Consider the following 22,496-nt stretch of genomic DNA (forward strand, 5'->3'; position numbering starts at 1 on the left):
TTTCCTGTGAGCTGAAGACCTGCGGGGAATGATAGCGAGGACGGGCTTCTAATCCTCCAGCCGCAGCCGCAATTCCCGCAGGACGGGCAAGGCGGCGCGCACGCGGTCCTCGCCCAGGTCGCCCAGCATCTCGTCGATGAGCGGCGTGATCGCGGCAAGCGCCGCCTCGCGGGCAGACCGGCCCGCAGGCGAGATCGAGACCAGCTTGCGCCGTGCATCGTCCCAATCCGGGCGGATGTGGACGTAGCCCGCGATTTCCAGTTTCGACAAGGTGTTGGTCATCGCGCCACGGGTGACGTGAAAGGCGCGCGCCAGTTGTGCCGGGGTCTTCTCTCCGCCCCGGGCAAGATGGTTAAGCACGGAGAAATGCGAGATTTCCATGCGGTTCGGCAGGACCTTGGTCAGCCGCGCACGCAACAGCTGATCCGCCGTCAGCAGTTCCGAGAAAAGCGAGATGGCAAGGCCGCTGGCGTCGCTCATGCCGGTCCCTCGAAACTGCGATCGTGGGTCAGCGCGGGCACCTTGCGGCGCGCCTCGTCGACCGCGCCCATGTCGAGATCGACGCAAAAAACGCCCGGTTCCGTGCCCGCGTCCAACAGCACCTCGCCCCAGGGAGAAATCGCCATCGAATGGCCATGAGTCTTACGCGCGCGGCCCTCCTTGGCCCTGTGCCGGCCCGTCTGCGCCGGGGCCAGGACGTAACAGCCGGTCTCGATTGCGCGGGCCTGCAAGAGCGGCTGCCAATGCATGGGACCGGTGCCCGGCGAAAAGGCCGCCGGAACGGTGAGCACCTGCGCGCCCGCTTGCGCCAGCGCGCGATAGAGATAGGCGAAGCGGATGTCGTAGCAGATGCTAAGGCCCAGCTTGCCCAGTGGCGTGTGCGCCAGAACCGCCTGCCCGCCCGGCGCAAAGCCCGAGGATTCGCGGTAGGTCTCCGTCTCGGAGACCTGCACGTCGAACATATGCATCTTGTCATAGCGCGCCGCGATGCTGCCATCGGGCGCGATCAGGACCGACCGGTTTACGAAACGCGTTTCCGGCGGCTCTGCCTTCAGCGCAAGCGATCCGGCCAGTACCCAGATCCCCAGGTCCGCAGCCGCATCCCGCAGACCGGCCAGTGTCGGGTCCGCGTTCTCGGGATGCAGCACTTCGGCCTGGTGGGCACGGTCCATCGAGACGCAATTGCAGACCTCGGGCGTCAGCGCGATCTGCGCACCGTCGCCCTGTGCACGGGACAACATCCCCCGCATCGTGGCCAGGTTGCCCGCCGGATCATCCGACGAGGTCATCTGCAGCAATGCGGCCCGCATCAGCCGGCCAGCAAGGCGTCCAGCTTGCCCTGCTGTTCCAGTGCCGCGAGTTCATCGTAGCCGCCCACGTGGGTCTCTCCGATGAAGATCTGCGGCACGGTGTGGCGGCCGTGGGCGCGGTCCATCATCTCGGACCGGCGGTTCGGCTCTTCGAGCACGTTGACGCCGGCATAGTCGACACCCTTGCTGTCCAGCAGGCGTTTGGCCGCGTGGCAGTAGCCGCAGAGCGGCGAATAGTACATCTCGACCGGTTGCATCTCGGTCCTCCAGATCGTTCGTTCACTTCCCGCAGGACTTATGCGTCTTTGGCCGCGCGCGCCAGTACGCTGACACAAACCTCCGTTGCGCCGGCTGCAAGACAGGCCTCTGACGCGGTGGCCAGGGTCGCCCCGCTGGTCATGACATCGTCAACGATCAACACCGGCCGCCCCTTGATCATCGGGGTGCGCCAGTCCGGCACGCGGATCATGCCGGACAGCGCGCTGAAGCGTTCCTCGCGGCTTTTGCCTTCGAGACTGGGCGTGGCCCTGACCCGGTGCAATGCGTCAGGGCACCAATCCAGGCTCAGATCCCGCGCCAAGGCCTCTGCCAGAAGGGCGGACTGGTTGTAGCGCCGTTTCAAGTGACGTTTGACATGCAGGGGCACCGGCACCACCAACATGTTGTCCCTGATCACCCCGCGCGAAACCCGGGCCATCCATTTTGCCGCCGGGCGCGCGATATCGTGGCGGTCGCCGTGTTTCAGCGCCAGCACCATCCGCCGACCCCGGTCGCGATAGACCAGCGCGGCGCGCCCGTGGCTCCAGGGGCGTGCAATGGTGAGACAATCGTCGCAATGTTCCGTCCGGTCGGACTGGCCGGGCAGGGGTACACCGCATAGATCACAGGACAGGCCTGATATGAATGGCGTATCCCGCCAGCAGGTTCCGCACAGGCCAAAGTCCGTCTCCACCAGCCCGCCGCAGGCCAGGCAACGCGGCGGATAGACCATCTGCACCAGGGTTTGCATCCCCGTCGACCACAGCCTATGAGCCAACATATGCCCAATCCTCCCCGCCTTACCGACCGGCACGCCCTGACCCTGCACCGCGCCCGTGCGCGCATGGACGCGCTGTTCCTGCACGAGGCCGCGCGGGACGACGCGCAGGATCGTCTCTCGATGGTTAACAAGGGGTTTACGGACATCGCCGTGGTGACGCCTTTCCCGCAGGTCTGGCAGCCGCATTTCGCCTCGGCGAAGTGCCTCGCCGACGCCGAGGTTCTGGACCTCGACGAAGGCGCGCATGACCTGGTGATCCACGCGCTGTGCCTGCACTGGGCAGATGACCCCGTGGGCCAGTTGATCCAGTGCCGACGCGCGCTGCGGCCCGACGGGTTGTGCCTGGTGCTGACACTGGGCGGGCAGACGCTGCAAGAGTTGCGGGCCGCGCTGGCCCAGGCCGAAACCGAAGTCACCGGCGGGCTGTCGCCGCGGGTGGCCCCGATGGGCGAGATCCGCGACCTGGGCGCCCTGTTGCAACGCGCGGGGCTGGCTCTGCCGGTAGCTGATTCCGCGCCATTGACCGCCAGCTACGCCACGCCGCTGCACCTGATGCACGAACTGCGCGCGATGGGAGAAGGCAACGCCCTGGAAGGCCGGTTGCGGCACCCCACGCGGCGCGCCGTCCTGCTGCGCGCGGCCGAGATCTATGCCCGGGAGTTCGCGCTGCCCGACGGGCGGGTGCCCGCGACATTCGAGATCATCACACTGACCGGATGGGCGCCCGATGCCTCGCAGCCAAAGCCGCTGCGCCCCGGATCCGCCGCCCAGCGCCTGGCCGATGCGCTGAATACCTCGGAAACGCCTTTGAAAGATTGACGCATTGCAAAACGACGATACATCCAGCCAAACGCGTGATCACGGGACAGACATCATGCTTGACGCCTCTTCTGCTGCCGAACGTCCGGCGCATGCCCCCGACGACCATCCCAGCCTCCCGCGCGAACGCGTGGGCGTGCTGCTGGCCAACCTTGGGACGCCGGACAACTACGACTACTGGTCGATGCGCCGCTACCTGAACGAGTTCCTCTCGGACCAGCGGGTGATCGACTATCCCAAGTGGAAATGGCAGCCGTTGCTGCAACTCATCATCCTGACCAAACGCCCTTTCAGCTCGGGCGAGGCCTACAAGTCGATCTGGAACGAAGAGGCGGGGGAAAGCCCGCTGATGACGATCACCAAGGACCAGACCGCGGCCATCGCCCGCAAGTTGGCCGACCGCTACGGCGACCAGGTCCGGGTCGATTTCTGCATGCGCTACGGCAATCCCTCGACCCAGTCCAAGGTGCGCGAGATGGTCGAGGCCGGATGCCACAAGATCCTGTTTTTCCCGCTGTATCCGCATTACGCCGGCGCCACCTCGGCCACCGCGAACGATCAGTTCTTTCGCGCGCTGATGCAGGAGAAATGGCAGCCGACCGCGCGGGTCGTCGATCCCTATTTTGGCCATCCGATGTACATCGATGCACTGGCCCAGTCGATCGAACGTGCCTACGCCCAGGCCGAATCGCGCCCCGACATCCTCGTTTGTTCCTACCACGGGGTGCCGAAACGCTACCTGCTGGAAGGCGACCCCTACCACTGCCAGTGCCAGAAGACGACACGCCTGCTGCGCGAGCGTCTGGGCTGGGACAAGACCGAGATCACCACCACCTTCCAGAGTCGATTCGGCCCCGAGGAGTGGTTGAAACCCTACACGGTGGACGAGGTCGCCCGGCTGGCGAAGGAGGACGGCAAGAAGCACATCGCCGTCTGTGCCCCTGCCTTCTCGGCCGATTGCATCGAGACGCTCGAAGAGATCAACGAAGAGATCAAGGAGAGCTTTGAAGAGGCGGGCGGCGAGAAATTCACCTATATTCCCTGCCTCAACGACGACCCGGCGCATATCGACGCCCTGTCGCAACTGATCGAGGAGAACCTGGGCGGCTGGGTCTCCTGACCCGGCCAAGCTCACGGTTTCGTTGGTGAAAACCGGCGAGTGGCCGCGCGATACCTGGGTCCGGAAATGAAAAAGGCGGTGCCGTTGCACCGCCTTTTTGCATGATCTTGCGACCGTCGACGATTAGTCGGCGGCAACAGCTGCGATGATCGCGATGAGCAGCAGCGGGATCAGGAGACCAGCGGAGGACGATGCCTCTTGGGTTTCTTCCACGACCACGACGGGCTCCATGACCACTTCGTCCTTGGCGTACGACTTGTACGAACCGGCGAATGCGGTGGTTGCTGCACCAGCGAAAACGGCTGCGAGAGCGAGTTTTTTCATGTTTCTTCTCCAGATATTCGCCTACCGTGGCCACTATTGAACACACGACAGGCACCCAAGACTTACCTCGTAACCCTGTCTAAGCAGTAATTCAGAGGCTTTGCAATTGGTTCTTGGGCGCCCGATTTTGAGGCCCACCCCCATGTCGTCAAATTAGCAACACCTGCGTTCCGACGTAGGCCATCTCGTACAGTTGCTCGATATGTTCGTTGTACAGACCGATGCATCCGTTGGACGATCGACGCCCGATCTTGCGGGTGTCGTGGGTGCCGTGAATCCGGTAATACGTCCAGCTGAGGTGCAGGGCGCGGGTGCCCAGCGGGTTGTCCGGACCGGGACCGACATAGTCCGGCCATTCCGGGTTGCGACGCTTCATCGCCGGGGTCGGACGCCAGTCGGGCTCGGGGTCCTTCAGGATGACGCGGGTGCGGCCCCGCCGGGTCAGGTCCTCCGTCAGGGGGACGGACGACGGGTACAGGTAATAGCTGCCGTCCTCACGCCAGAAGTGCAGCGCCCGCGACGAGATGTCGACAAGGATCGCGCCCTTGTTGAGGTTGCTGAAGTAGTCCTTCCACTCCAGCGTGCGAAAGCTCGAGATGTTGCGGCGCACGACATTCGTCACGTTGCGCTCGATCTCGGTGGTGCCGTCATTCACGTTCTGTGCCAGCGCGGGTGTGCCGATCAGCGCCGCTCCGCCGGCGAGGAACGCGCGGCGGTCAAAGGGTCTTCCTGCCGGTTTCGTCATGCTGCATTGTCCTCGGGGGTATGAATACTGTTGCACATAATATGGCTCGAATGCCTCAGTCGCAATTCAAACACCTGTCAATATGCCGACTCACGCCGATGTGGGTTTGATCGGCAACGCGTCCTTCGCTAAGGCAGGGTCAAATGAAGAGTCCAAGAGCAGCCAGATGAACCGTCGCGCCTTTATCGCCCTGTCCGCCTCCGCCGCAGCGGCGGCCTGCACCACGACCCCGACCGGCACCTCCGAACCGCGCCTGGGGCCGGACGGCAAGCCGTTGCCGCAGGTCTATCGGATCTCTTCGGTCGGGCGCGGCCGTATCCAGTACCGGATGCTCGACTCGGTCAATGCCCTGCGCAAGAGCGCCGGCGCCCCCGAGCTGCAACTGGACTCCAAACTCAACGCCGCCGCAGAGACGCATGCCCGCGACATGTCGGTCCAGAACCGGCCCTGGCATTTCGGCTCGGACGGGTCCTCTCCGATCGACCGCGTGCGCCGCGTCGGCTACGAGGGCAGCCTGGTGGGCGAAACCCTGTCCGAAACCTACGAATCCGAGCTGGAAACCTTGGCCGCCTGGATGGAACAGGAAAGCACGCGCAACGTGATCCTCGATCCTGCCGCGCGCGACCTCGGTTTTGCCTGGCATCAGGAATCCAACGGCAAGATCTGGTGGACGATGGTGCTTGGCGCCCCCGGCACCGCAGGTCCGGTCCCCAGCGCGACACCCCCTGCCGCAAGCTGACGCACCGAGTATCGCCCGGCTTTCGGGCCCGGCGGCGACTGCCGCCGATCCGGTCCCAGGCGTGACCCGGGACCTCTGGCACCGCCTTACGGCGTGATCGTGATGGGTGTGCCGTTCTTTACCATCGAATAGATCTGGCGCATTTCACGGTTGGTCACGGCGATACAGCCCGCCGTCCAGTCCTGTCCGCCCTGGCGGTACTTTCGCGGGCGGCCATGGATAAAGATGTCGCCCCCCGGGCTCTTGCCCAGTTCCCTGGCCTCTGCCCGGTCTTCCTGGTTGGGATAGGACACGCCGATCGACAGGTAGAACTGGCTGTTCGGATTGCGCCGGTCGATGATGTAGCTGCCTTCGGGCGTCTTGCCGTCGCCCTCTATCTTCTTGTCACCCTGCGGCGCGAATCCCAGCCCGATGTCATAGGATTCCAGCACCTCCTGGTCATGAATCAGGTACATTCTGCGTTCGCCCTTGTTCACAAGGACATGGGTCACCGCCGGTCCGTTGTAGGTGGGAAACTTTCCGCATCCCGCCACCGTCAGACCCAGGGCCACCAACAGGACCAGCCTGAGAATCGTCATTTCACTGCCTCGTTTTGTTTTGCGGCAGTCTATCTCAGTCGCCCTGTTTTGCGTAGCTCACGTTTTCGCCATCATCCGTCCTTTCGGCCAGGCGCCGCTCAATCGCGTCCAGCCGGGCCAGCACCTCGTCACGGTAGGCATCGGTGGCTATCGTATCCTCCTCGTGGTGGGCGTCCTGCATCGAGTTCACGATCAGGCCGACCAGCAGGTTCACCACCGCAAAGGTGGTGACCATTATGAAAGGCACGAAGAACACCCAGGCATAGGGGTAGACCTCCATCACCGGGCGCACGATCCCCATCGACCAGCTTTCCAGCGTCATGATCTGGAACAGCGAATAGGCCGACAGTCCCAGGTCGCCGAACCAGTCCGGGAAACTGTCGCCAAAGAGCTTTGTCGCCATGACACTACCGATGTAGAAGATGATCGCCATCAGCAGAAAGACGCTGCCCATGCCCGGCAACGCGGTGACGAACCCCTCGACCACCCGGCGCAGACGCGGCGCCACGGAAATCACCCGCAACACCCGCAGGATGCGCAGCGCCCGAAGGACGGACAGCCCCTGCCCGCCCGGCACCAGCGCGATGCCCACGATCAGGAAATCGAAGACGTTCCAGCCATTGCGAAAGAACCCGGCCCCGCGGGCCAGCAGTTTTGCCGCGATCTCGACGACAAAGACCGCAAGACAGAGCTTGTCCAGCGCGATGATCAGCGGGCCGTACTGACCCATCAGGACCTCTGAGGTCTCCATGCCCAGGACCACGGCGTTCAGGATGATGACGGCGATGATGGCATTCTGCACGCGGGGCGCATCGACGATGGCCCCGACGCGGGCGCGAAAACTCATGGGTTCAATTCTCCAGCTGCAATGCGGCGACCAGTTCCACATGGGTGGACCAGCGGAACTGGTCAACCACCCTCACCCAGTCGAGGCGATAGCCCGCCGCCACCAGCCGCGCACAGTCGCGCGCAAAGGTCACGGGGTTGCACGAAACATGGGCGATGCGCGGCACCCGCGCGCGCGCCAGTTCGGCTACCTGTGCCTCGGCCCCCGCGCGCGGCGGGTCGATGACCACCCCGTCAAAACGTTTCAATTCGTCTGGCAGCAAAGGGTTGCGGAACAGGTCGCGCACCTCTGTCGTGACATGGCGCAGCCCCTGCCCCTGTCGCCACCCCTTGTCCAGCGCGGCGGTCATGGCCCTGTCCCCCTCGACCGCGTGCACCCGGGCCTTTTCCGCCAGCGGCAGGGCAAAGGTACCGCAACCTGCGAACAGATCGGCAACGTGCTTTGCCCCCTCCAGCGCCTCCAGCACACCCGCCAGCAGAGCCTCCTGCCCGGTCTGTGTCGCCTGCAGAAAGGCGCCCGGCGGCGGTGTCCCCAGGGCCGTGCCGAATTGCTGGTGCGGTGGCCTCAGGGTCAGCACCTCATCGTCCCAGGCCAGCCGGGCCAGCCCGTCACCCTGCGCGATATTGGCCAGTTCGACCCTCAGAGCGTCATCCACAGACTTGCCGCCCTTCACCATGACATCCAGCCCCGACAGGCTCTCGGTCACCAGGACCGACATCTCTCCCTTGCGCGAGGCGCCGGCCACCGCCAGCCTTTCCACCATCGGCAGCGCGGCCGACAATGCGGGCGTCACCAACTGGCAGTCCGGCACCGCGACAATCACGTCAGAGGCCTTCTGGTGAAAGCCCGCCAGGGCGCCCTTCTTGGTGCGACGTACGGAAAACGCCGCCCGCCGCCGCGACCGCGCAGGGGAAGTCACCGTCTCGCGCATCGGACAGCCCAGCCCCTGTGCCTCCAGCGCGCGGCGCACCACCTCTTCCTTCCAGCCGGTGACGAAACCGTCGGCGGCATGTTGCAACTGGCAGCCGCCACAGGATTTCGCGTGCCGACAGGGCGGTGACACCCGCTGATCCGAGGGCGTCACGATGCGCGGCGCCGCCATGACCGAATTGACCACCTCGCCACAAACCACTTCACCCGGCAGGACACCGGGCACATAGATCGGGCCCGGCGCGATCCCGTCGCCGTGATGGCCCAGACGCTCGATGGTCACTTCCTGCGCGCCGTCCGACATGCGCGACCCCCTGCTGCTTCTTCTCTCTGAAAATACTCACTATCCGGCACCGGCCAGACAGGCCAGAGCCCGGTGTTACTCGGCCGCCTCTGCACCGATGAAACCGCCGGACTGCCGCTCCCAGTAGCGGGCGTATAGCCCACCTTTCGCCAACAGCGCCTCGTGGCTGCCTTCCTCGACGATACGCCCCTGGTCCAGCACCAGGATCCGGTCCATCTGGGCGATGGTGGACAATCGGTGCGCGATGGCCAGAACGGTCTTGCCGCGCATGACCTCGCCCAGCGCATCCTGGATTTCCGCCTCGATCTCGCTGTCCAGCGCGCTGGTCGCCTCGTCCAGCACCAGCACCGGCGCGTCCTTGAGGATGGCACGAGCCAACGCAATACGCTGCCGCTGCCCGCCCGAGAGCTTTACCCCCCGTTCACCCAGCCGCGCGGCATAACCCCGATTGCCCTTGTGGTCCGTCAGATCGAGAATGAAGTCATGCGCCGAGGCACGGCGCGCGGCCTCATAGACCTCTTCGTCGCTTGCCTCAGCGCGACCGTAACGGATGTTTTCCAGCGCCGAGCGGTTGAACATGGCGGTTTCCTGGCGGACGACAGAGATCTGCCGCCGCAGCGCCTGCTGGGTCAGGTCACGGATATCCGTGCCGCCCATCAGGATGCGCCCCTTTTCGACGTCGTAAAGCCGCAACAGCAGCGAGACGGCGGTGGATTTCCCGGCGCCCGAGGCGCCCACCAATGCCACCTTTTCCCCCGGCGCGATGGTCAGGTCGAACCCGGCCAGCGCGCGGCCCTCGCCGCCATAGGCAAAGCCCACGTTGTCAAAACGGATCTCACCCACCGGCGCCTGCGGCAGGGCCTCGGGCCTGTTGGTGATCTCGTGCCCGGGCGTCAACGTGCCGATCCCGTCCTGCATCTCTCCGATGTTGGTAAAGATCGACATGGCCACGCGGCCCAGCCGGTTGGTCAGCATCGACAGCCGGGTCGTGACCATGGCCGTTACCGCGATGTCGCCCGCCGTCGCCGTTCCGATGCTGTAGAGGTAGAGCGCGCCCAGGATCGACACCACGGGCAGGATGCCCCCCAGCGTCATCAACACCATGCGAAAGACCGCCGACAGCTCGCCAAAATCCAGCGCGCGGGCACGGTAATGATCCAGCGCCGCGTGGGTCGCCGCGTCCTCGTCATCGTCGCGGGCGAACAGCTTGACCGTGGCGATGTTGGAATAGGTGTCGACGATCTGCCCGGTCACGGCGGTCCGCGCCCCCGCCCGTGCCGCCGACAGGCGCCGCACCCGCGGGATGAAATAGCGCAGCGCCATCGCATAGAGCACCGCCCAAAGCGCAAAGACCCCCAGCAGCCAGGGGTCGATCGCCCCCAGCAGGAAAAAGGCCCCTACGAACATCGCCAGCGCGTAGACCACCACATCCGTGGTTTCCAGCACCAGGTCGGTCAGCGCGCGCGCAACCTGCAGCGCCTTCTGGCTGAGCCGCCCGGCAAAATCGTTCTCGAAGAAGCGCATCGAATGGCCAAGGACATGGCTGTTCAGCCGTTGCAGGACCATCGGAAACAGGTTCGGCCCCAGCATCACGCCGGAAACCCCGGCGTCAAAGACGAAGATCAGCGGGCGGATCAGCAGGAAAAAGGCCAGGCCAAAGAGGATCAACCACCAGAACGGCTCCCAGAAGGCACCCGGGCCGGTGGCCTCTGCGCCGTCGATCACCCAGCCGGTAAAGCGCGCTGCGACCAGTTCGGAAACCCCGGTCATCGCGGTCACGAAGACGGCCAGCAGGATCGGCTTTTCCGCACCCTTCAGCGCCCAGCGGGCAAAGGCCCACAGGCCCTGCGGCGGCGCACCGTCCGCGGGTTGGAACGGGTCGATCCTGGGCAGCAGGCGTCGGATCATTCTGCCGCCTCCACCGCGTCCTCGCCCAGGAACCCACCGGACTGCCGATCCCAGTAGCGGGCATAAAGGCCCTTCTTCTCCAGCAGCTCGTCATGGGTGCCCTGTTCGGCGATGCGGCCCTCATGCAGCACCACGATCCGGTCCATGCTGGAAATGGTCGACAGCCGGTGCGCAATGGCCAGCACGGTCTTGCCCTCCATCACCCGGCCCAGTGCCTCCTGGATGGCGGCCTCGACCTCGGAATCCAGCGCGCTGGTCGCCTCGTCCAGCACCAGGATCGGCGCATCCTTGAGGATGGCACGGGCCAACGCGATCCGCTGGCGCTGGCCGCCGGACAGCTTGACCCCGCGTTCGCCCAGGTAGGCGCCATAGCCGGTCCGGCCACGGAAATCCTCCAATTCCAGGATGAATTCATGCGCCTCGGCCCGTTTCGCGGCCTCGATCACCTCGGCCTCGGTGGCGCCGGGGCGGCCATAGCGGATATTGTCCAGCGCCGAACGGTTGAACATGGCCGTTTCCTGCGTGACCATGCCGATCTGGCTGCGAAGGCTGGTCTGCGTGACGCCCGACACGTCGGTGCCGTCGATCCGCACCTGCCCGCTTTCGCTGTCGTATAGCCGCAAGAGCAACGACAGCAGCGTGGACTTGCCCGCGCCCGAGGCGCCGACAATGGCCAGCTTTTCGCCCGGATGAATGGTCAGGTCGATGCCGGATACGCCCCCGGTCCTGCCGCCATAGGCGAAATGCACATCGTCAAAAATAATCTCGCCCTCTGTCACCTGCAGGTCAGTCGCGCCGGGCTTGTCCGTCAGCGCGTGCGAGACGCTGAGCGTGGTCATCCCGTCCTCGACCTCGCCCACATGGCCGTAGATCACCATCAGGGTGAAGCTGATCCAGCCGGTCATCTGCGCCAGCCGGATCGTGACCGCGCCCACCGCGGCGATGTCGCCCGGCGACACGCCCGCGCTGCGCATGGCGATGGCCGTGCCCACCATGATGACGGGCAGCATCCCGGCAATGAAGATCAGGCCAAGGCGAAAGGCCGTGGTCGCCTCGCCGAAATCCAGCGTTTTGCCCCGCAGGCTTTCCATCGCGCCCAGCGCGCGGCGGTCCTCGTGCATGTCGCCGGCAAACAGCTTGACCGTCTTGATGTTGGAAATCGTGTCGACCACCTGGCCCGTCACCATCGCCTGCGCCTCGGCCCGGGCGGCGGACCGGCGGCGGATGATCGGCAGCATCACCCGCAGAAAGGCCAGGTAAAGCGCGAACCATCCCGCCAGCAGCACCAGCATCCCCGGGTGGATCGCGGCCAGCAACACGGCGGTGCCGATCATGGTCGCCAGCCCGAAAGTCACGGCATTGACCGTCTCGATCACGATTTCCGTCAACGAGCGCGCGGCCTGCACCATCTTCTGCGCGATACGGCCCGCGTAATCGTCGTCAAAAAAGGTGACCGACTGACCGATGGTCCAGCGGTACAGCCGCGCCAGCACCAGCTTGAAGATGTTGGGCCCGATCATCACGGATTGAGTCAGCGCCAGACCGCCGAACAACAGCGGACGTGCAACCAGCAGGATGCCGACCGCCAAGGCAATCAACCCCATGTGATCGGAAAGGAAACCGTCCTGCACGGGACCGCTGACCGCGTCGACCACCCGGCCCAGCAGGTACATCGACAGCACCTCCGTCACACCGGCCAGCACCGAGATCGCGATGCCCAGCCAGATGATGACGCCACCGCCTTTCAGGGCCCATGAAATGAAGGGGCGCAGACGGTCGGGCGGCATGCCTTCGGCTTGCCGCTCCGGGTCGATCATGTTGCCCGCGCGTGCGATCAGTTTCTGGAAAATTGCCTGCATTACTCCGCTGCCTGCGTGTCCGGATCAAGAAAACCGCCCGATTGGCGTGCCCAGAAACTGGCATATAGCCCGCCCTTGGCCAAAAGCGCGTCATGACTGCCTTCTTCGGCGATCCGCCCTTCGTCCATGACCAGGATGCGGTCCATCTGGGCGATGGTCGACAGGCGGTGCGCGATGGCGATCACCGTCTTGCCCTGCATCATGCCGTAAAGCGTGTCCTGGATCGCGGCCTCGACCTCGGAGTCCAGCGCGCTTGTCGCCTCGTCCAGCAGCAGGATCGGCGCGTCCTTGAGGATCACCCGCGCCAGCGTCACCCGCTGTCTTTGGCCGCCGGACAGTTTCACGCCGCGTTCGCCCACATGGGCGTCATAGCCGGTGCGCCCCTGCGGATCTTCGAGATCCAGGATGAAGTCATGCGCCTGTGCCTGTTGCGCCGCCTCCAGCATCTCTGCCTCGGTCGCGTCGGGGCGCCCGTACAGGATGTTGTCACGGACCGAACGGTGCAACAGCGCCGAGTCCTGCTGGACCATCCCGATATTCAGCCGCAGGCTGTCCTGCGTGACGGAGGAAATCTCCTGCCCGTCGATCAGGATCCGGCCCTGTTCCACGTCGTAAAAGCGCAACAACAGTTTCACCAGGGTCGACTTGCCCGCGCCCGATCGCCCGACAAGGCCGATCTTTTCGCCCGGTGCGATGGTCAGAGATATGTCGTCCAGACCGCCGGTCCCGCGTCCGTAATGGTGGCTGAGGTGCTCGATACGAATTTCGCCCTGTGTCAGCTTGAGCGGCTTTGCCTCCGGCGAATCCACAAGGGTGATCGGCTGGGCAATCGTCTCCATCCCCTCGGCCACGACGCCAAGCTGGCGAAAGAACGTGGTCAGCGCCCACATGATCCAGCCGGTCATGGCGTTCAGCCGCAGGGTCAGCGCGGTGGCCGCCGCCACGGCCCCGGTCGAGGCCGCGCCCTGCATCCACAGGGCAATCGCCCATCCGACAACGCCGACGATCAGCACGCCGTTCAGGATCATCAGCGCAAGGTCCATGATCGTGTATAGCCGCATCTCGACCTGGAAGGTCTGGCGCGTGTCCTCGATCGCCTCCTTGGCGTAGTCCAACTCGCGCGAATGATGCGCGAACATCTTGACCGAATGGATGTTGGTATAGCTGTCCACCACCCGGCCCGTGACCTTGGACCGCGCGTCAGAGGCCGCCTTGGACGCCGGGCCGACGCGCAGGATGATCCAGCGCATCAGAACGGCATAGAGACCGAACCAGACCACCAGCGGGATCATCAGCCGCGGATCCGCATCGCCCAGCAGGACCATCGCGCCGACCAGGTAAGCCAGCGAAAAGGTGATCGCGTCAAAGACCTGGAACACTGCCTCGCCCGCCGCCGGGGGCGTCTGCATGATGCGGTTGGCGATGCGTCCGGCAAAATCGTTCTCGAACCAGCCCACCGACTGCCGCAGCACATGCGCATGTGACCGCCAGCGGATCAAGGTCCCGAAATTCGGCATCACCGCGTTGTTGAGCAAGAGCACGTCCAGCACCTGGATCGCGGGCCGAAGCAGCAGGATGAAGATGGCCAGCCAGATCAGCGCCGTGCCGTGCGACTCCCAGACCTGGGCCGGATTGCCGGACAGGATGTCGACCACCCAGCCCATCGCCCAGATCAAGCCGACCTCGACCGCCGCCACGACAACCGACATGAAAGCGGTCAGCATGAACAGCCGCCTGAACGGCTGGGCATAGTCCATCAGGAACGGCAGCAGGCGCTGCGGCGGGGCGTCCTTTTGCGTGTAGGGGACGTAGGGATCGACGAGGTTTTCAAAGAAACGGAACATACCGGGCGCTCCTTGGAGCATTTTGACAATGATAAGGGTAAAGCGGGGCTGCCTCTGGCCGACCCGCGCGTGCAGGTCGGCTCAGGCGAAGCTGATCAGGATCCTGTCACGCACCATCATGTCTCCCGGGAATTACATGAGTCGAACATGTATTAGGCCAGAAATCCCGGCCTGTCACCCCTCGTCGAGCCAGTTGCGCAGGGTCGGGCCATCAGGCGCGAAATCCTGCGCAATCCACTGATCTTCGGCCCGGTTCAGCGCCTCACCCAGCGCGGCGCCTTGATAGGCTGGCATCAAGTGCTTGGCTTTCAATGGAAATTTGGCCTGCGCCCCGCGCGACAGCTCTGCCGCCAGATCGCTCGGCACGGGCATCCCCAGGCTGGCAGCCCGCAGGATCATCACGGTCTGCGCCGCCTTTGGTCCGTGGCGATAAGCCAGTTCTGCCGGGCCCTCGGTCCCGGACATGAGCCTGTGGAACAGGTCCAGTTCGCGCTGTTGAGCCCGGGACAGGCGCAACGCCGCCCCGTCGAAATACCCCATGACCGCCATGCGGGCCATCGGATCGGGCGCCGCGCCCTGTTCCGCCTCCAGCAGCAGGTAGGGACCCAGCGCCGTAATACTAGCCCCCGGCAGGACATGCGCCAGCACACTCAGCCGCTCCATCACCGCAACCGACACCAGCGGATCGGGTGCCTTCAGCAGCTTGACCAGTTCCACGCCGACCCGCTCACGCGACAACACGTCCAGCCCGTCGATGTTGGCAGCAATGGCGGCCAGCGCCTCGGGGTCCATCCCGGCCTCGGGATCCCCGTACCAGGCACTGAACCGGAAAAAGCGCAGGATGCGCAGGTAATCCTCGCGGATGCGGGTGTCGGCATCCAGGATAAAGCGGAAGTGCCGTGCCTCGAGGTCCGGCAATCCGTTCAGCGGGTCGACCAGCGTGCCCCTCCGATCGGCATAAAGCGCGTTCATGGTGAAATCGCGTCGCACCGCGTCCTCATGCACGTCATCGGCAAAGCGCACCACGGCCCGCCGGCCATCGGTTTCCACGTCGGCACGGAAGGTCGTGACCTCGAACCCCTCGCCATCGGCGACCACCGTCACGGTGCCGTGGTCGATCCCCGTGGGCACGACCTTGAGCCCGGCGTCCCGTGCGAGTTCCATCACCCGCTCCGGGCGCGCATCCGTGGAAATATCCACGTCGCTGACCGGCACACCCAAAAGCGCGTTGCGCACGCAGCCACCGACCGCGTAGGCAAGGTGCCCCCCCTCTTCGAGCAGGCCCATGACCGTCTGGGTCGCGGGCGATTCCAGCCAGTCTCCGGTGACCCGGGTCACGGCTGCACCCGCTCGGCAAGGGCGCGCAGCATCCGCGCCGTCGCACCCCAGATGTAATAGGGCCCATAGGGCACCGTGTAATACAGCCGCCGCTGCCCGCGCCAGCGACGCCATTGCACGGAATAGCGTTCCGGGTCCGTGACATGGGCGTAGGGCACGGTGAACACCTCTTCGACCTCACCGGGTTCTGGAACCGGGGTGAAGTCACCATGCACCAGACCGATGGCCGGCGTCACCACGAAGCCGGTCACCGTCTCATGCGGCGGCAGCGTGCCCAGCACCTCGACCTGACCCGGATCCAGCGCCACTTCCTCATGCGCCTCGCGCAGGGCGGCGGCCACCTCGTCGGCATCGCCCGGATCGACCTTGCCCCCGGGAAAGGCGATCTGGCCGGGATGGTGTTTCAACCGGCTGGACCGCTTGGTCAGGATCAGGTCCAATCCATCTGCGCCGGGGCGAAAGGCCGCCAGCACACCCGCCGGGCGCAGCTTGCGGCCTTCGGGCAGGACAACCTTGGGATTCAGGTCGAAATCCGACGAGGGCGCGCCTGGCGCATCCGGCGCCCGGCGCAGCAGCGCTTCCTGTTCAGTGCGTCTCATTGGGCCTTGTCGTCGGAATCGCCGGCCTCGAACCCGACCGTGGCCGGGTCCAGCGTGTAATGCGCGCCGCAGAACTGGCAATCCGCCGTCACCAGTCCCTCGTCCGTGGTCATCTTTTCGATGTCCCGGGCCGAGTAGATCGACAGGCTCTGGCGCACGCGGTCCTCCGAGCAGGTACATCCGAACCTGACCGGCTGCGTATCGTAGACGCGCGGCTGTTCCTCGTGGAACAGGCGCAGCAGCAGCTCGGTCGGCGGCACGGTCGGGCCGATCAGTTCCATTTCCTCCAGCGTGTGCAGGTGGCTGTTCACCCGGGTCCAGTTTTCCTCGTTGTCACCGCTGAGCAGATCCTCGGCCTGCAACAGCCCTTCTTCGCCGGACCCACCCTCGCCACTGGCAAAGGGCGAGGCCTTGGGCATGTGCTGCAGCATGATCCCGCCCGCGCGCCAGTGTTCGGCCACGCCCGGTTCGGTCGACCGGCCATAGGACAGGGCAAAGGTGGTCGGCAGCTGTTCGGACTGGGCGAAATAGGCGGCGGCACAATCCGACAGGCTGCTGCCCGCGATGGGCGTGATGCCCTGATAGGGCTGCATGCCCTGGCCCTGGTCGATCAGGATCGCGAAGTAACCGGTGCCCAGCTGCTGGAACGGCGGCGCGTCGGTGATACGGTCGCGGTCGAAACTGGCGTAGGCGCGGATGCGCGCAGGCTGGCCCTCTTCCTCGGGGCCGAAATAGTCGGTGGCGATCATCCGCACCGGACCGTTCGTCTGCACCTGCAGCGACAGTTTCCAGCGCAGCTTGATGGTTTGGCCGATCAGCGCGGTCAGCAGCGCCATTTCGGCCACCAGTGCTTCGACCGGGGCGGGATAGTCGTGCTGTTTCAGAACGCCCGACAGCACGCCGTCAAGCCGGGCGACCCGGCCACGCATGTCCGAACGGTCAAGCTGAAAGGGCAGGACGGTGTCGTCCCAGGCGAGTTTGTTGCCGATGCTCATGGGGTTTCCTTGTCTGCCTTTGGCTGGCATATCGCGTCCATATAAGAGGAATGAACCCGGACGCAAAGGGGGCCAGGGATGACACCCAGGATCGGGACGCCGCCGGAACCCGGGCGGCGCTACACGCTGCGGCCCGGTGTCTATGCGATCCTGCCCCGCAACGGGCGCCTGTTGCTGACCCTGCAGGCTGATCCGGGACCAGAGGTGCAGCTGCCCGGTGGCGGGATCGACCCGGGGGAACATCCGCTGTCAGCCCTGCACCGCGAGGTGTTCGAGGAAACCGGCTGGCGAATCGCCCGGCCCCGCAGGCTGGGCGCCTTTCGGCGGTTCACCTTCATGCCGGAATATGACCTCTGGGCGGAAAAGCTGTGCGTGATCTACATGGCGCAGCCCGTCCGCCCGCATGGCCCCCCGATAGAGGCCGGACACACCGCGATCTGGCGCAGCCCCGACGTGGCGGTCCAAGAGCTTGGCAATCGTGGTGACAGCGGTTTTGTCCGGCAATTCTGCCTGCGGGACGTCAGGGCCTGGCGTCCCTGAGCACGTCGAATTCCAGCAGCGCAGCAGAGACATCGTCGCCCAGCTTGGCGGCACTTTCCATCTGCTGGGTCAGGCGCCAGAACATGTCTTCCAGCAGGTCGGGCCCGCTGCCATAGCGGGCGCTTTCGCGAAAGATCTCGACCAGGCCATCGTCACCTAGCATCTCGCCGTTCTTCATCACCGCTTCGGTGAAACCGTCGGAGTAAAGCAGCAGGCGGTCCCCGGACTGTAGCTGGAACTCATGCTGGTCATAGCTGACCTCGTTGACCAGCCCGATGGGCAGCCCGCCATTCCCGATGAAATCATGGCTGCCGTCCGCCCGCAGCAAGAGCGGCGGCGAATGCCCGGCCTGGACCATCCGCATCCGCCCCGAGGCAAGATCGGCGGCCACATAGGCCATCGTCAGGTATTCCTCGACCCCCGGATCGGCCGCCAGACGCTGGTTCAGCATCTGTGCCGTCTCTGCCGGTTCGCGCATGGCGTAGAAACGCTCGAACCGGCGTTCCAGCGCGACATTCTGTTCCGGGAATGTCGACGAGAGATACCCCGCCACGCGCGCCGTCACCATCGCCGAGGTGATGCCGTGGCCGGAGACATCGATACTGTAGAGACCCAGCCGCCCGAATCCCGGCTTGAACAGGCCCACCAGATCGCCGCCGACATGGCCGCAGGGCCGCAGCAGCAGGCTGACGCGTGAGGTCAGCACTTCGCAGATGCGTTCGGGCACCAGCGATTGCTGGATCGTGCGCGCCTGGCGCAGGTCGTTGTCTATCGCCGTGTGGATCTCGCGCAGTTCCTCCAACGCGTCAGAGACCTGGCGGTTCTTTTCCGACAACTGCCTTTCCATCGACACGATACGTTCGCCCGCCGTGATCCGGGCGCGCAGCTCGTGGGCATTGACCGGCTTGGTCAGGAAATCATCGGCGCCCGCGTCCAGTCCCTTGGCAATGTCGCCCTTTTCGCTTTTCGAGGTGAGCAGGATGAAATAGCCATAGCCGTTCTGCGACAGGGCCCTGAAATGACGGCAGAATTCCAAACCCGTCATGCCCGGCATCATCCAATCTGACAGGATCAGATCGGGCGGCGTGTTGCGCACGATTTCCAGCGCCCGGTGCCCGGAATCCGCGGTCATCACCTCGTACCCCCAGCGGCGGACCATGGTTTCGACCATCTTCAACTGGGCGCGGCTGTCATCGACCACCAGCACGCGCTGAATAGCGCCTGTCAGCCCGGACGGGATACTGGTGCTTTGGGTCTGCAAATCATGCCCCTGCTGGCGTTTCCAATGCAGCGGGTTCTAAGGTCAGTTCCTTAACGGGACCTGAAAGATAAAATGTCCCACATTCCCTCCCCGCAGCGGCAGGAACGGAAAGGCTGCCTTTACCTGCTCCGCATACACAGGGCACACAAAGGGGCCACGGCCTCTTTCGCCGCTCCGCAACCAAGGGGTGCATGTCGCAGGAGGTCGGGAAATGATTGATTGGTCGCGTGTCGACGAATTGGTGGAAGAAATCGGCGCCGAGGATTTCGCCGAGGTGGTCGAGCTGTTTCTGGACGAGGTCGAAACCGCCATCGTCGCGTTGGAAAAAAGCGAGGGCAATCCGGTGGTGACAGAGGAACAGATGCACTTCCTCAAGGGCGCATCGCTGAACTTGGGGTTCGCCGACCTGGCCCAACTGTGCCTGAAGGGTGAGAAATCCGCCGCATCGAACGATCCGGAGGCGGTCAGCCCTGCGCAGGTGCGACAAACCTTCGAAGTATCGCGCCGCAAGTTCGAACAGGATCTGCCCGGCCGGCTGGCCGCCTGACAGGCGAAATTGATCCGGTCCGCTCAGATCAGGCGGTGCAGCTCTGACAGGTCACGCGGCGTGCCATCGGAAAAGGCCTCGCGCCGCAACCGATGCATTCCTTCTATCCAACGGTCCATATCTGCCGCACGGCGCCGGGCAAACTCCGCGGCCTCGGGATGCGGCAGGATCAGGAAACGCTGTTCTCTCATTCCCTGTAAGACCCGGTCCGCAACCTCCTCGGGTGTCAGGACGCCCACGGGCCTGTCCTCTTCGCCAGCCTCGTAGCCCAAAAGCGGCGTGGCGACGTAAAGCGGACAGACGACAGAGACATGGATACCCTCGTCGCCATGTTCGATCGCCAGGGATTGCGCCAGGCTGACGGCGGCGTGTTTGCTGGCCGAATAGGGGGCATCGCCGATCTGCGACAACAACCCTGCCGCCGAGGCGACATTGATCAGCCAGCCCTCGCCCCGGTCCCGCATCTGGGGCAGGACAAGCCGCGCGGCGCGCAGATGTGCCATGACATGCAGGTCCCAGCTGTCCTGCCACTGGTCGTCGGGGGCGCTGCAGGGTCCCTCCATCGCGCCCCGCGCAAACCCTGCGTTCGAGATCAGCATGTCGACCCCGCCCAGCGCGTCCTGCGCGCCGGACACCAGCGCTTCGATCTGCCCGGGGTCGCGCAGATCGGCGGCAAAGGTCCCTGCGCCCAAATCCCGCGCAACATCGTCCAGATCCGAACCCGCCCTGTCCGTCAGAAACAGCCGCGCGTCTTCGGCCGCCAGGGCCCGGGCCAACGCAAGGCCGATCCCCTGCGCAGCACCGGTCAGCAGAATACGCCGCCCGGCAAACATCAGATCACGAACTGGGCGAGGATCTCGTCCTCGGTGATGTCCTGGTAGGTAAACCCATGCGAATCCAGTTGGCCGAAGAGCTTGGCGAAATTCTCGGGTGACGAGGTTTCGATCCCGATCAGGACAGAGCCGAAGTTGCGCGCCGATTTCTTGAGGTATTCAAAGCGCGCGATGTCATCTTCGGGACCGAGCAAACCCAGGAAATCCTTGAGCGCGCCGGGCCGCTGCGGCAGGCGCAGGATGAAATACTTCTTCACCCCGGAATAGCGCTGCCCGCGTTCCTTGACCTCTGGCAGGCGTTCGAAATCGAAATTCCCGCCCGAGGTGATGCAGACCACGGTCCGCCCGGAGATCCCCTGCCCCAGGTCCTGCAGCGCATCGACCGACAGGGCGCCGGCCGGTTCCAGAACGATCCCCTCGACGTTCAGCATTTCCAGGATGGTCAGACACAGCCTGTCCTCGTTGATGGTCAGCGTGTTGGCAAGGCCCACGCCCTTGAGCCGGTCAAAGGTCCGCGCGCCGATCCGTGCCACGGCGGCGCCATCGGCAAAGGTGTTGACCTGCGGCAAGGCGACGGGGCGCCCGGCCTGCAGCGCCGCGCGCAGGCAGGCCCCGCCGGAAGGTTCGACAAAGGTATATTGCACCGAATTGCCGAAATAGCTGAGCACACCCGAGGACAACCCCCCGCCGCCCACCGGGATCACCAGATGGTCGGGTGCGCGCCCCAGCTGCTGTTCGATCTCGACCGCGACACTGGCCTGCCCCTCGATCACGTCGTCATCGTCGAAGGGCGACAGGAAATGCCCGCCTTCCTGCGCGCAGAATGCCTGCGCCGCCTTCAGGCAATCGTCGAAATAATCCCCGACCAGGCGGATCTCGATACTGTCGCCGCCGAACATCCGCGTCTTCTGGATCTTCTGCTGTGGCGTCGTCACGGGCATGAAGATCACGCCCTGCACCCCGAAGTGACGGCACATGTAGGCCACACCCTGCGCGTGGTTGCCGGCAGAGGCGCAGACGAACAGGATCTCGCCCTCGGCCTTGCGCATGGCATTGAACGCCCCGCGCAGCTTGTAACTGCGCACCGGGCTGAGATCCTCGCGTTTCAGCAGCACCTCGGCGCCGAACCGTTCGGATAGATGGGCATTGCGCAACAGCGGCGTCGGCGGAAAGACGTCGCGCATGGCGGCCTCGGCGGCGCGGGCCTGGTCCTGGAAACTGGTCATGGTCCAGAAGTGACCCAAGCCCCGCGCCGACGCAAGTCAGGGAATGTCGCGCCCTTCGACATACACGCCGTAGAGCGTGGTCATGCAAGTGATCGACACAAGGCTGAAGAGCCAGCCAGAACCGATCGTCCACACCATTCCCAGGAACGGTGAAATGGCGGCAAAGATCATTGATACGAACATCAGCATCGCAACGACGACGGCGACAATCGCGGACAAGCCCAGAACCGCGCCGGCGTCGGTCCCCGTGGCATCCCAGGACGCAAGAAGCTTCATCCGTTTCTCCATCGCGACTGCGGGCAGGATCAGCGACAGGCGGAAAAACACGAAAAGCCCAAAGGCAAGGTAGACCACCATCGCCGGCAGCATCAGCAGCGGCAGAAAGGCAATGATGAAGCCCAGCGGAATGCCCAGCACGACAAAGGCCAGGATGCTCAGAAGGCCCAGCAGGATGGTCCGGCCCAGGTAGCCAAGCACAAGCCGCGGACGCCAGATTGGCAGCCAGGTGCCGGATTGTTCGCCGGTCAGCACGTATCGGTGCCACGCCACCGCCATCCAGATCCCGGCAACCAGCGCCACGATCGCCCAGAGCAAGAACAGAAGCGACCCGCCCATCGCGACGTCCACGCTGGCATCCAGGTTGTTCTGGTCGGTCTGTGACATCAGCCAGATCTGCGGCACCATTTGTATCGCAAACAACAGTCCTGTCACCTTCAGCGCGGTGTTCAGGTTGTTCCAGACCATGCGAAATGCGTGGCGAAACAGGCGCCAACCCTTCATATTGCTCTCCC

General features: G+C 64.7%; 24 protein-coding genes. 5 read left to right on the forward strand and 19 right to left on the reverse strand.

Annotated features, from left to right (window positions below; genetic code table 11):
* Window positions 1-48: 48 nt before the first annotated feature.
* The 4 genes from RBB42_RS02395 to RBB42_RS02410 are packed head-to-tail and all read right to left on the reverse strand — an operon-like array spanning window position 49 to window position 2,349.
* A complete protein-coding gene (locus tag RBB42_RS02395; RefSeq protein WP_305969997.1) occupies window positions 49-480 on the reverse strand; it encodes a MarR family winged helix-turn-helix transcriptional regulator in 432 nt (143 codons plus the stop codon).
* The gene (locus tag RBB42_RS02400; protein ID WP_305969998.1) at window positions 477-1,310 is read right to left on the reverse strand and encodes a carbon-nitrogen hydrolase family protein; all 834 of its coding nucleotides are present in this window, start codon (window positions 1,308-1,310) and stop codon (window positions 477-479) included. The genes RBB42_RS02395 and RBB42_RS02400 overlap by 4 nt, the downstream gene beginning before the upstream one ends.
* Window positions 1,310-1,567 carry a glutaredoxin 3 gene (grxC, locus tag RBB42_RS02405; protein ID WP_305969999.1) on the reverse strand — a complete coding sequence of 86 codons (258 nt, stop codon included), beginning with the start codon at window positions 1,565-1,567 and terminating at the stop codon, window positions 1,310-1,312. The genes RBB42_RS02400 and grxC overlap by 1 nt, the downstream gene beginning before the upstream one ends.
* A gap of 38 nt (window positions 1,568-1,605) precedes the next feature.
* A complete protein-coding gene (locus RBB42_RS02410) occupies window positions 1,606-2,349 on the reverse strand; it encodes a ComF family protein (RefSeq protein WP_305970000.1) in 744 nt (247 codons plus the stop codon).
* Between RBB42_RS02410 and RBB42_RS02415 the strand changes: the two genes are divergently transcribed.
* Together RBB42_RS02415 and hemH are read left to right on the forward strand one after the other, a co-directional pair.
* Window positions 2,350-3,168, forward strand: a complete 819-nt coding sequence (locus RBB42_RS02415) for a methyltransferase domain-containing protein (protein ID WP_305970001.1) — start codon at window positions 2,350-2,352, stop codon at window positions 3,166-3,168.
* Between the two features lie 55 nt (window positions 3,169-3,223).
* The gene (hemH, locus tag RBB42_RS02420) at window positions 3,224-4,288 is read left to right on the forward strand and encodes a ferrochelatase (protein ID WP_305970002.1); all 1,065 of its coding nucleotides are present in this window, start codon (window positions 3,224-3,226) and stop codon (window positions 4,286-4,288) included.
* 123 nt (window positions 4,289-4,411) lie between these two features.
* Here hemH and RBB42_RS02425 read toward each other — a convergent pair whose 3' ends face one another.
* Both RBB42_RS02425 and RBB42_RS02430 read right to left on the reverse strand, forming a co-directional pair.
* A complete protein-coding gene (locus RBB42_RS02425) occupies window positions 4,412-4,612 on the reverse strand; it encodes a hypothetical protein (RefSeq protein ID WP_043142766.1) in 201 nt (66 codons plus the stop codon).
* Between the two features lie 148 nt (window positions 4,613-4,760).
* Window positions 4,761-5,357 carry a L,D-transpeptidase gene (locus RBB42_RS02430; RefSeq protein WP_305970003.1) on the reverse strand — a complete coding sequence of 199 codons (597 nt, stop codon included), beginning with the start codon at window positions 5,355-5,357 and terminating at the stop codon, window positions 4,761-4,763.
* A gap of 166 nt (window positions 5,358-5,523) precedes the next feature.
* Between RBB42_RS02430 and dalA the strand changes: the two genes are divergently transcribed.
* Complete coding sequence (gene dalA, locus RBB42_RS02435) at window positions 5,524-6,096, forward strand: divisome-associated lipoprotein DalA (RefSeq protein WP_305970004.1); 573 nt, start codon at window positions 5,524-5,526, stop codon at window positions 6,094-6,096.
* Window positions 6,097-6,182: 86 nt separating this feature from the next.
* On the opposite strand, the gene RBB42_RS02440 is transcribed toward dalA, so the two are convergent.
* The 9 genes from RBB42_RS02440 to hslO all read right to left on the reverse strand — a co-directional run bounded on the left by RBB42_RS02440 (window position 6,183) and on the right by hslO (window position 17,298).
* Complete coding sequence (locus tag RBB42_RS02440; RefSeq protein WP_305970005.1) at window positions 6,183-6,674, reverse strand: L,D-transpeptidase family protein; 492 nt, start codon at window positions 6,672-6,674, stop codon at window positions 6,183-6,185.
* Window positions 6,675-6,708: 34 nt separating this feature from the next.
* On the reverse strand, window positions 6,709-7,521 hold the full coding sequence (locus tag RBB42_RS02445; RefSeq protein WP_305970006.1) for an ion transporter: 813 nt from the start codon (window positions 7,519-7,521) through the stop codon (window positions 6,709-6,711).
* A 4-nt stretch (window positions 7,522-7,525) separates the two neighbouring features.
* The gene (locus tag RBB42_RS02450; protein ID WP_305970007.1) at window positions 7,526-8,755 is read right to left on the reverse strand and encodes a class I SAM-dependent RNA methyltransferase; all 1,230 of its coding nucleotides are present in this window, start codon (window positions 8,753-8,755) and stop codon (window positions 7,526-7,528) included.
* 75 nt (window positions 8,756-8,830) lie between these two features.
* On the reverse strand, window positions 8,831-10,663 hold the full coding sequence (locus tag RBB42_RS02455) for an ABC transporter ATP-binding protein (RefSeq protein ID WP_305970008.1): 1,833 nt from the start codon (window positions 10,661-10,663) through the stop codon (window positions 8,831-8,833).
* Complete coding sequence (locus RBB42_RS02460) at window positions 10,660-12,522, reverse strand: ABC transporter ATP-binding protein (protein ID WP_305970009.1); 1,863 nt, start codon at window positions 12,520-12,522, stop codon at window positions 10,660-10,662. Before RBB42_RS02460 ends, RBB42_RS02455 begins: the two co-directional genes overlap by 4 nt.
* Complete coding sequence (locus RBB42_RS02465) at window positions 12,522-14,366, reverse strand: ABC transporter ATP-binding protein (protein WP_305970010.1); 1,845 nt, start codon at window positions 14,364-14,366, stop codon at window positions 12,522-12,524. The genes RBB42_RS02460 and RBB42_RS02465 overlap by 1 nt, the downstream gene beginning before the upstream one ends.
* Before the next feature lie 174 nt (window positions 14,367-14,540).
* Complete coding sequence (locus RBB42_RS02470; protein WP_305970011.1) at window positions 14,541-15,704, reverse strand: CCA tRNA nucleotidyltransferase; 1,164 nt, start codon at window positions 15,702-15,704, stop codon at window positions 14,541-14,543.
* Window positions 15,701-16,303, reverse strand: coding sequence for a CoA pyrophosphatase (locus RBB42_RS02475; protein ID WP_305970012.1), 603 nt, complete (start codon window positions 16,301-16,303; stop codon window positions 15,701-15,703). Before RBB42_RS02475 ends, RBB42_RS02470 begins: the two co-directional genes overlap by 4 nt.
* Entirely contained in the window at window positions 16,300-17,298 is a 999-nt protein-coding gene (gene hslO, locus RBB42_RS02480) for an Hsp33 family molecular chaperone HslO (RefSeq protein WP_305970013.1), read from the reverse strand. The genes RBB42_RS02475 and hslO overlap by 4 nt, the downstream gene beginning before the upstream one ends.
* 78 nt (window positions 17,299-17,376) lie before the next feature.
* On the opposite strand from hslO, the gene RBB42_RS02485 reads away from it, so the two are divergent.
* Window positions 17,377-17,838, forward strand: coding sequence for an NUDIX domain-containing protein (locus tag RBB42_RS02485; protein ID WP_305970014.1), 462 nt, complete (start codon window positions 17,377-17,379; stop codon window positions 17,836-17,838).
* Here RBB42_RS02485 and RBB42_RS02490 read toward each other — a convergent pair.
* Complete coding sequence (locus tag RBB42_RS02490) at window positions 17,819-19,099, reverse strand: PP2C family protein-serine/threonine phosphatase (RefSeq protein WP_306043593.1); 1,281 nt, start codon at window positions 19,097-19,099, stop codon at window positions 17,819-17,821. The two genes, RBB42_RS02485 and RBB42_RS02490, sit on opposite strands and share 20 nt — an antisense overlap.
* Before the next feature lie 211 nt (window positions 19,100-19,310).
* Here RBB42_RS02490 and RBB42_RS02495 point away from each other — a divergent pair, with 211 nt between their 5' ends.
* On the forward strand, window positions 19,311-19,646 hold the full coding sequence (locus RBB42_RS02495) for an Hpt domain-containing protein (RefSeq protein ID WP_305970016.1): 336 nt from the start codon (window positions 19,311-19,313) through the stop codon (window positions 19,644-19,646).
* A 23-nt stretch (window positions 19,647-19,669) separates the two neighbouring features.
* On the opposite strand, the gene RBB42_RS02500 is transcribed toward RBB42_RS02495, so the two are convergent.
* The 3 genes from RBB42_RS02500 to RBB42_RS02510 are packed head-to-tail and all read right to left on the reverse strand — an operon-like array spanning window position 19,670 to window position 22,485.
* A complete protein-coding gene (locus RBB42_RS02500; protein WP_305970017.1) occupies window positions 19,670-20,479 on the reverse strand; it encodes an SDR family NAD(P)-dependent oxidoreductase in 810 nt (269 codons plus the stop codon).
* A complete protein-coding gene (gene ilvA / locus RBB42_RS02505; protein ID WP_305970018.1) occupies window positions 20,479-21,705 on the reverse strand; it encodes a threonine ammonia-lyase IlvA in 1,227 nt (408 codons plus the stop codon). The genes RBB42_RS02500 and ilvA overlap by 1 nt, the downstream gene beginning before the upstream one ends.
* Before the next feature lie 36 nt (window positions 21,706-21,741).
* The gene (locus tag RBB42_RS02510) at window positions 21,742-22,485 is read right to left on the reverse strand and encodes a hypothetical protein (RefSeq protein WP_305970019.1); all 744 of its coding nucleotides are present in this window, start codon (window positions 22,483-22,485) and stop codon (window positions 21,742-21,744) included.
* Between the last annotated feature and the right edge of the window lie 11 nt (window positions 22,486-22,496).

This window comes from Mameliella sp. MMSF_3455, from assembly GCF_030733205.1.
GTDB lineage: Bacteria > Pseudomonadota > Alphaproteobacteria > Rhodobacterales > Rhodobacteraceae > Antarctobacter.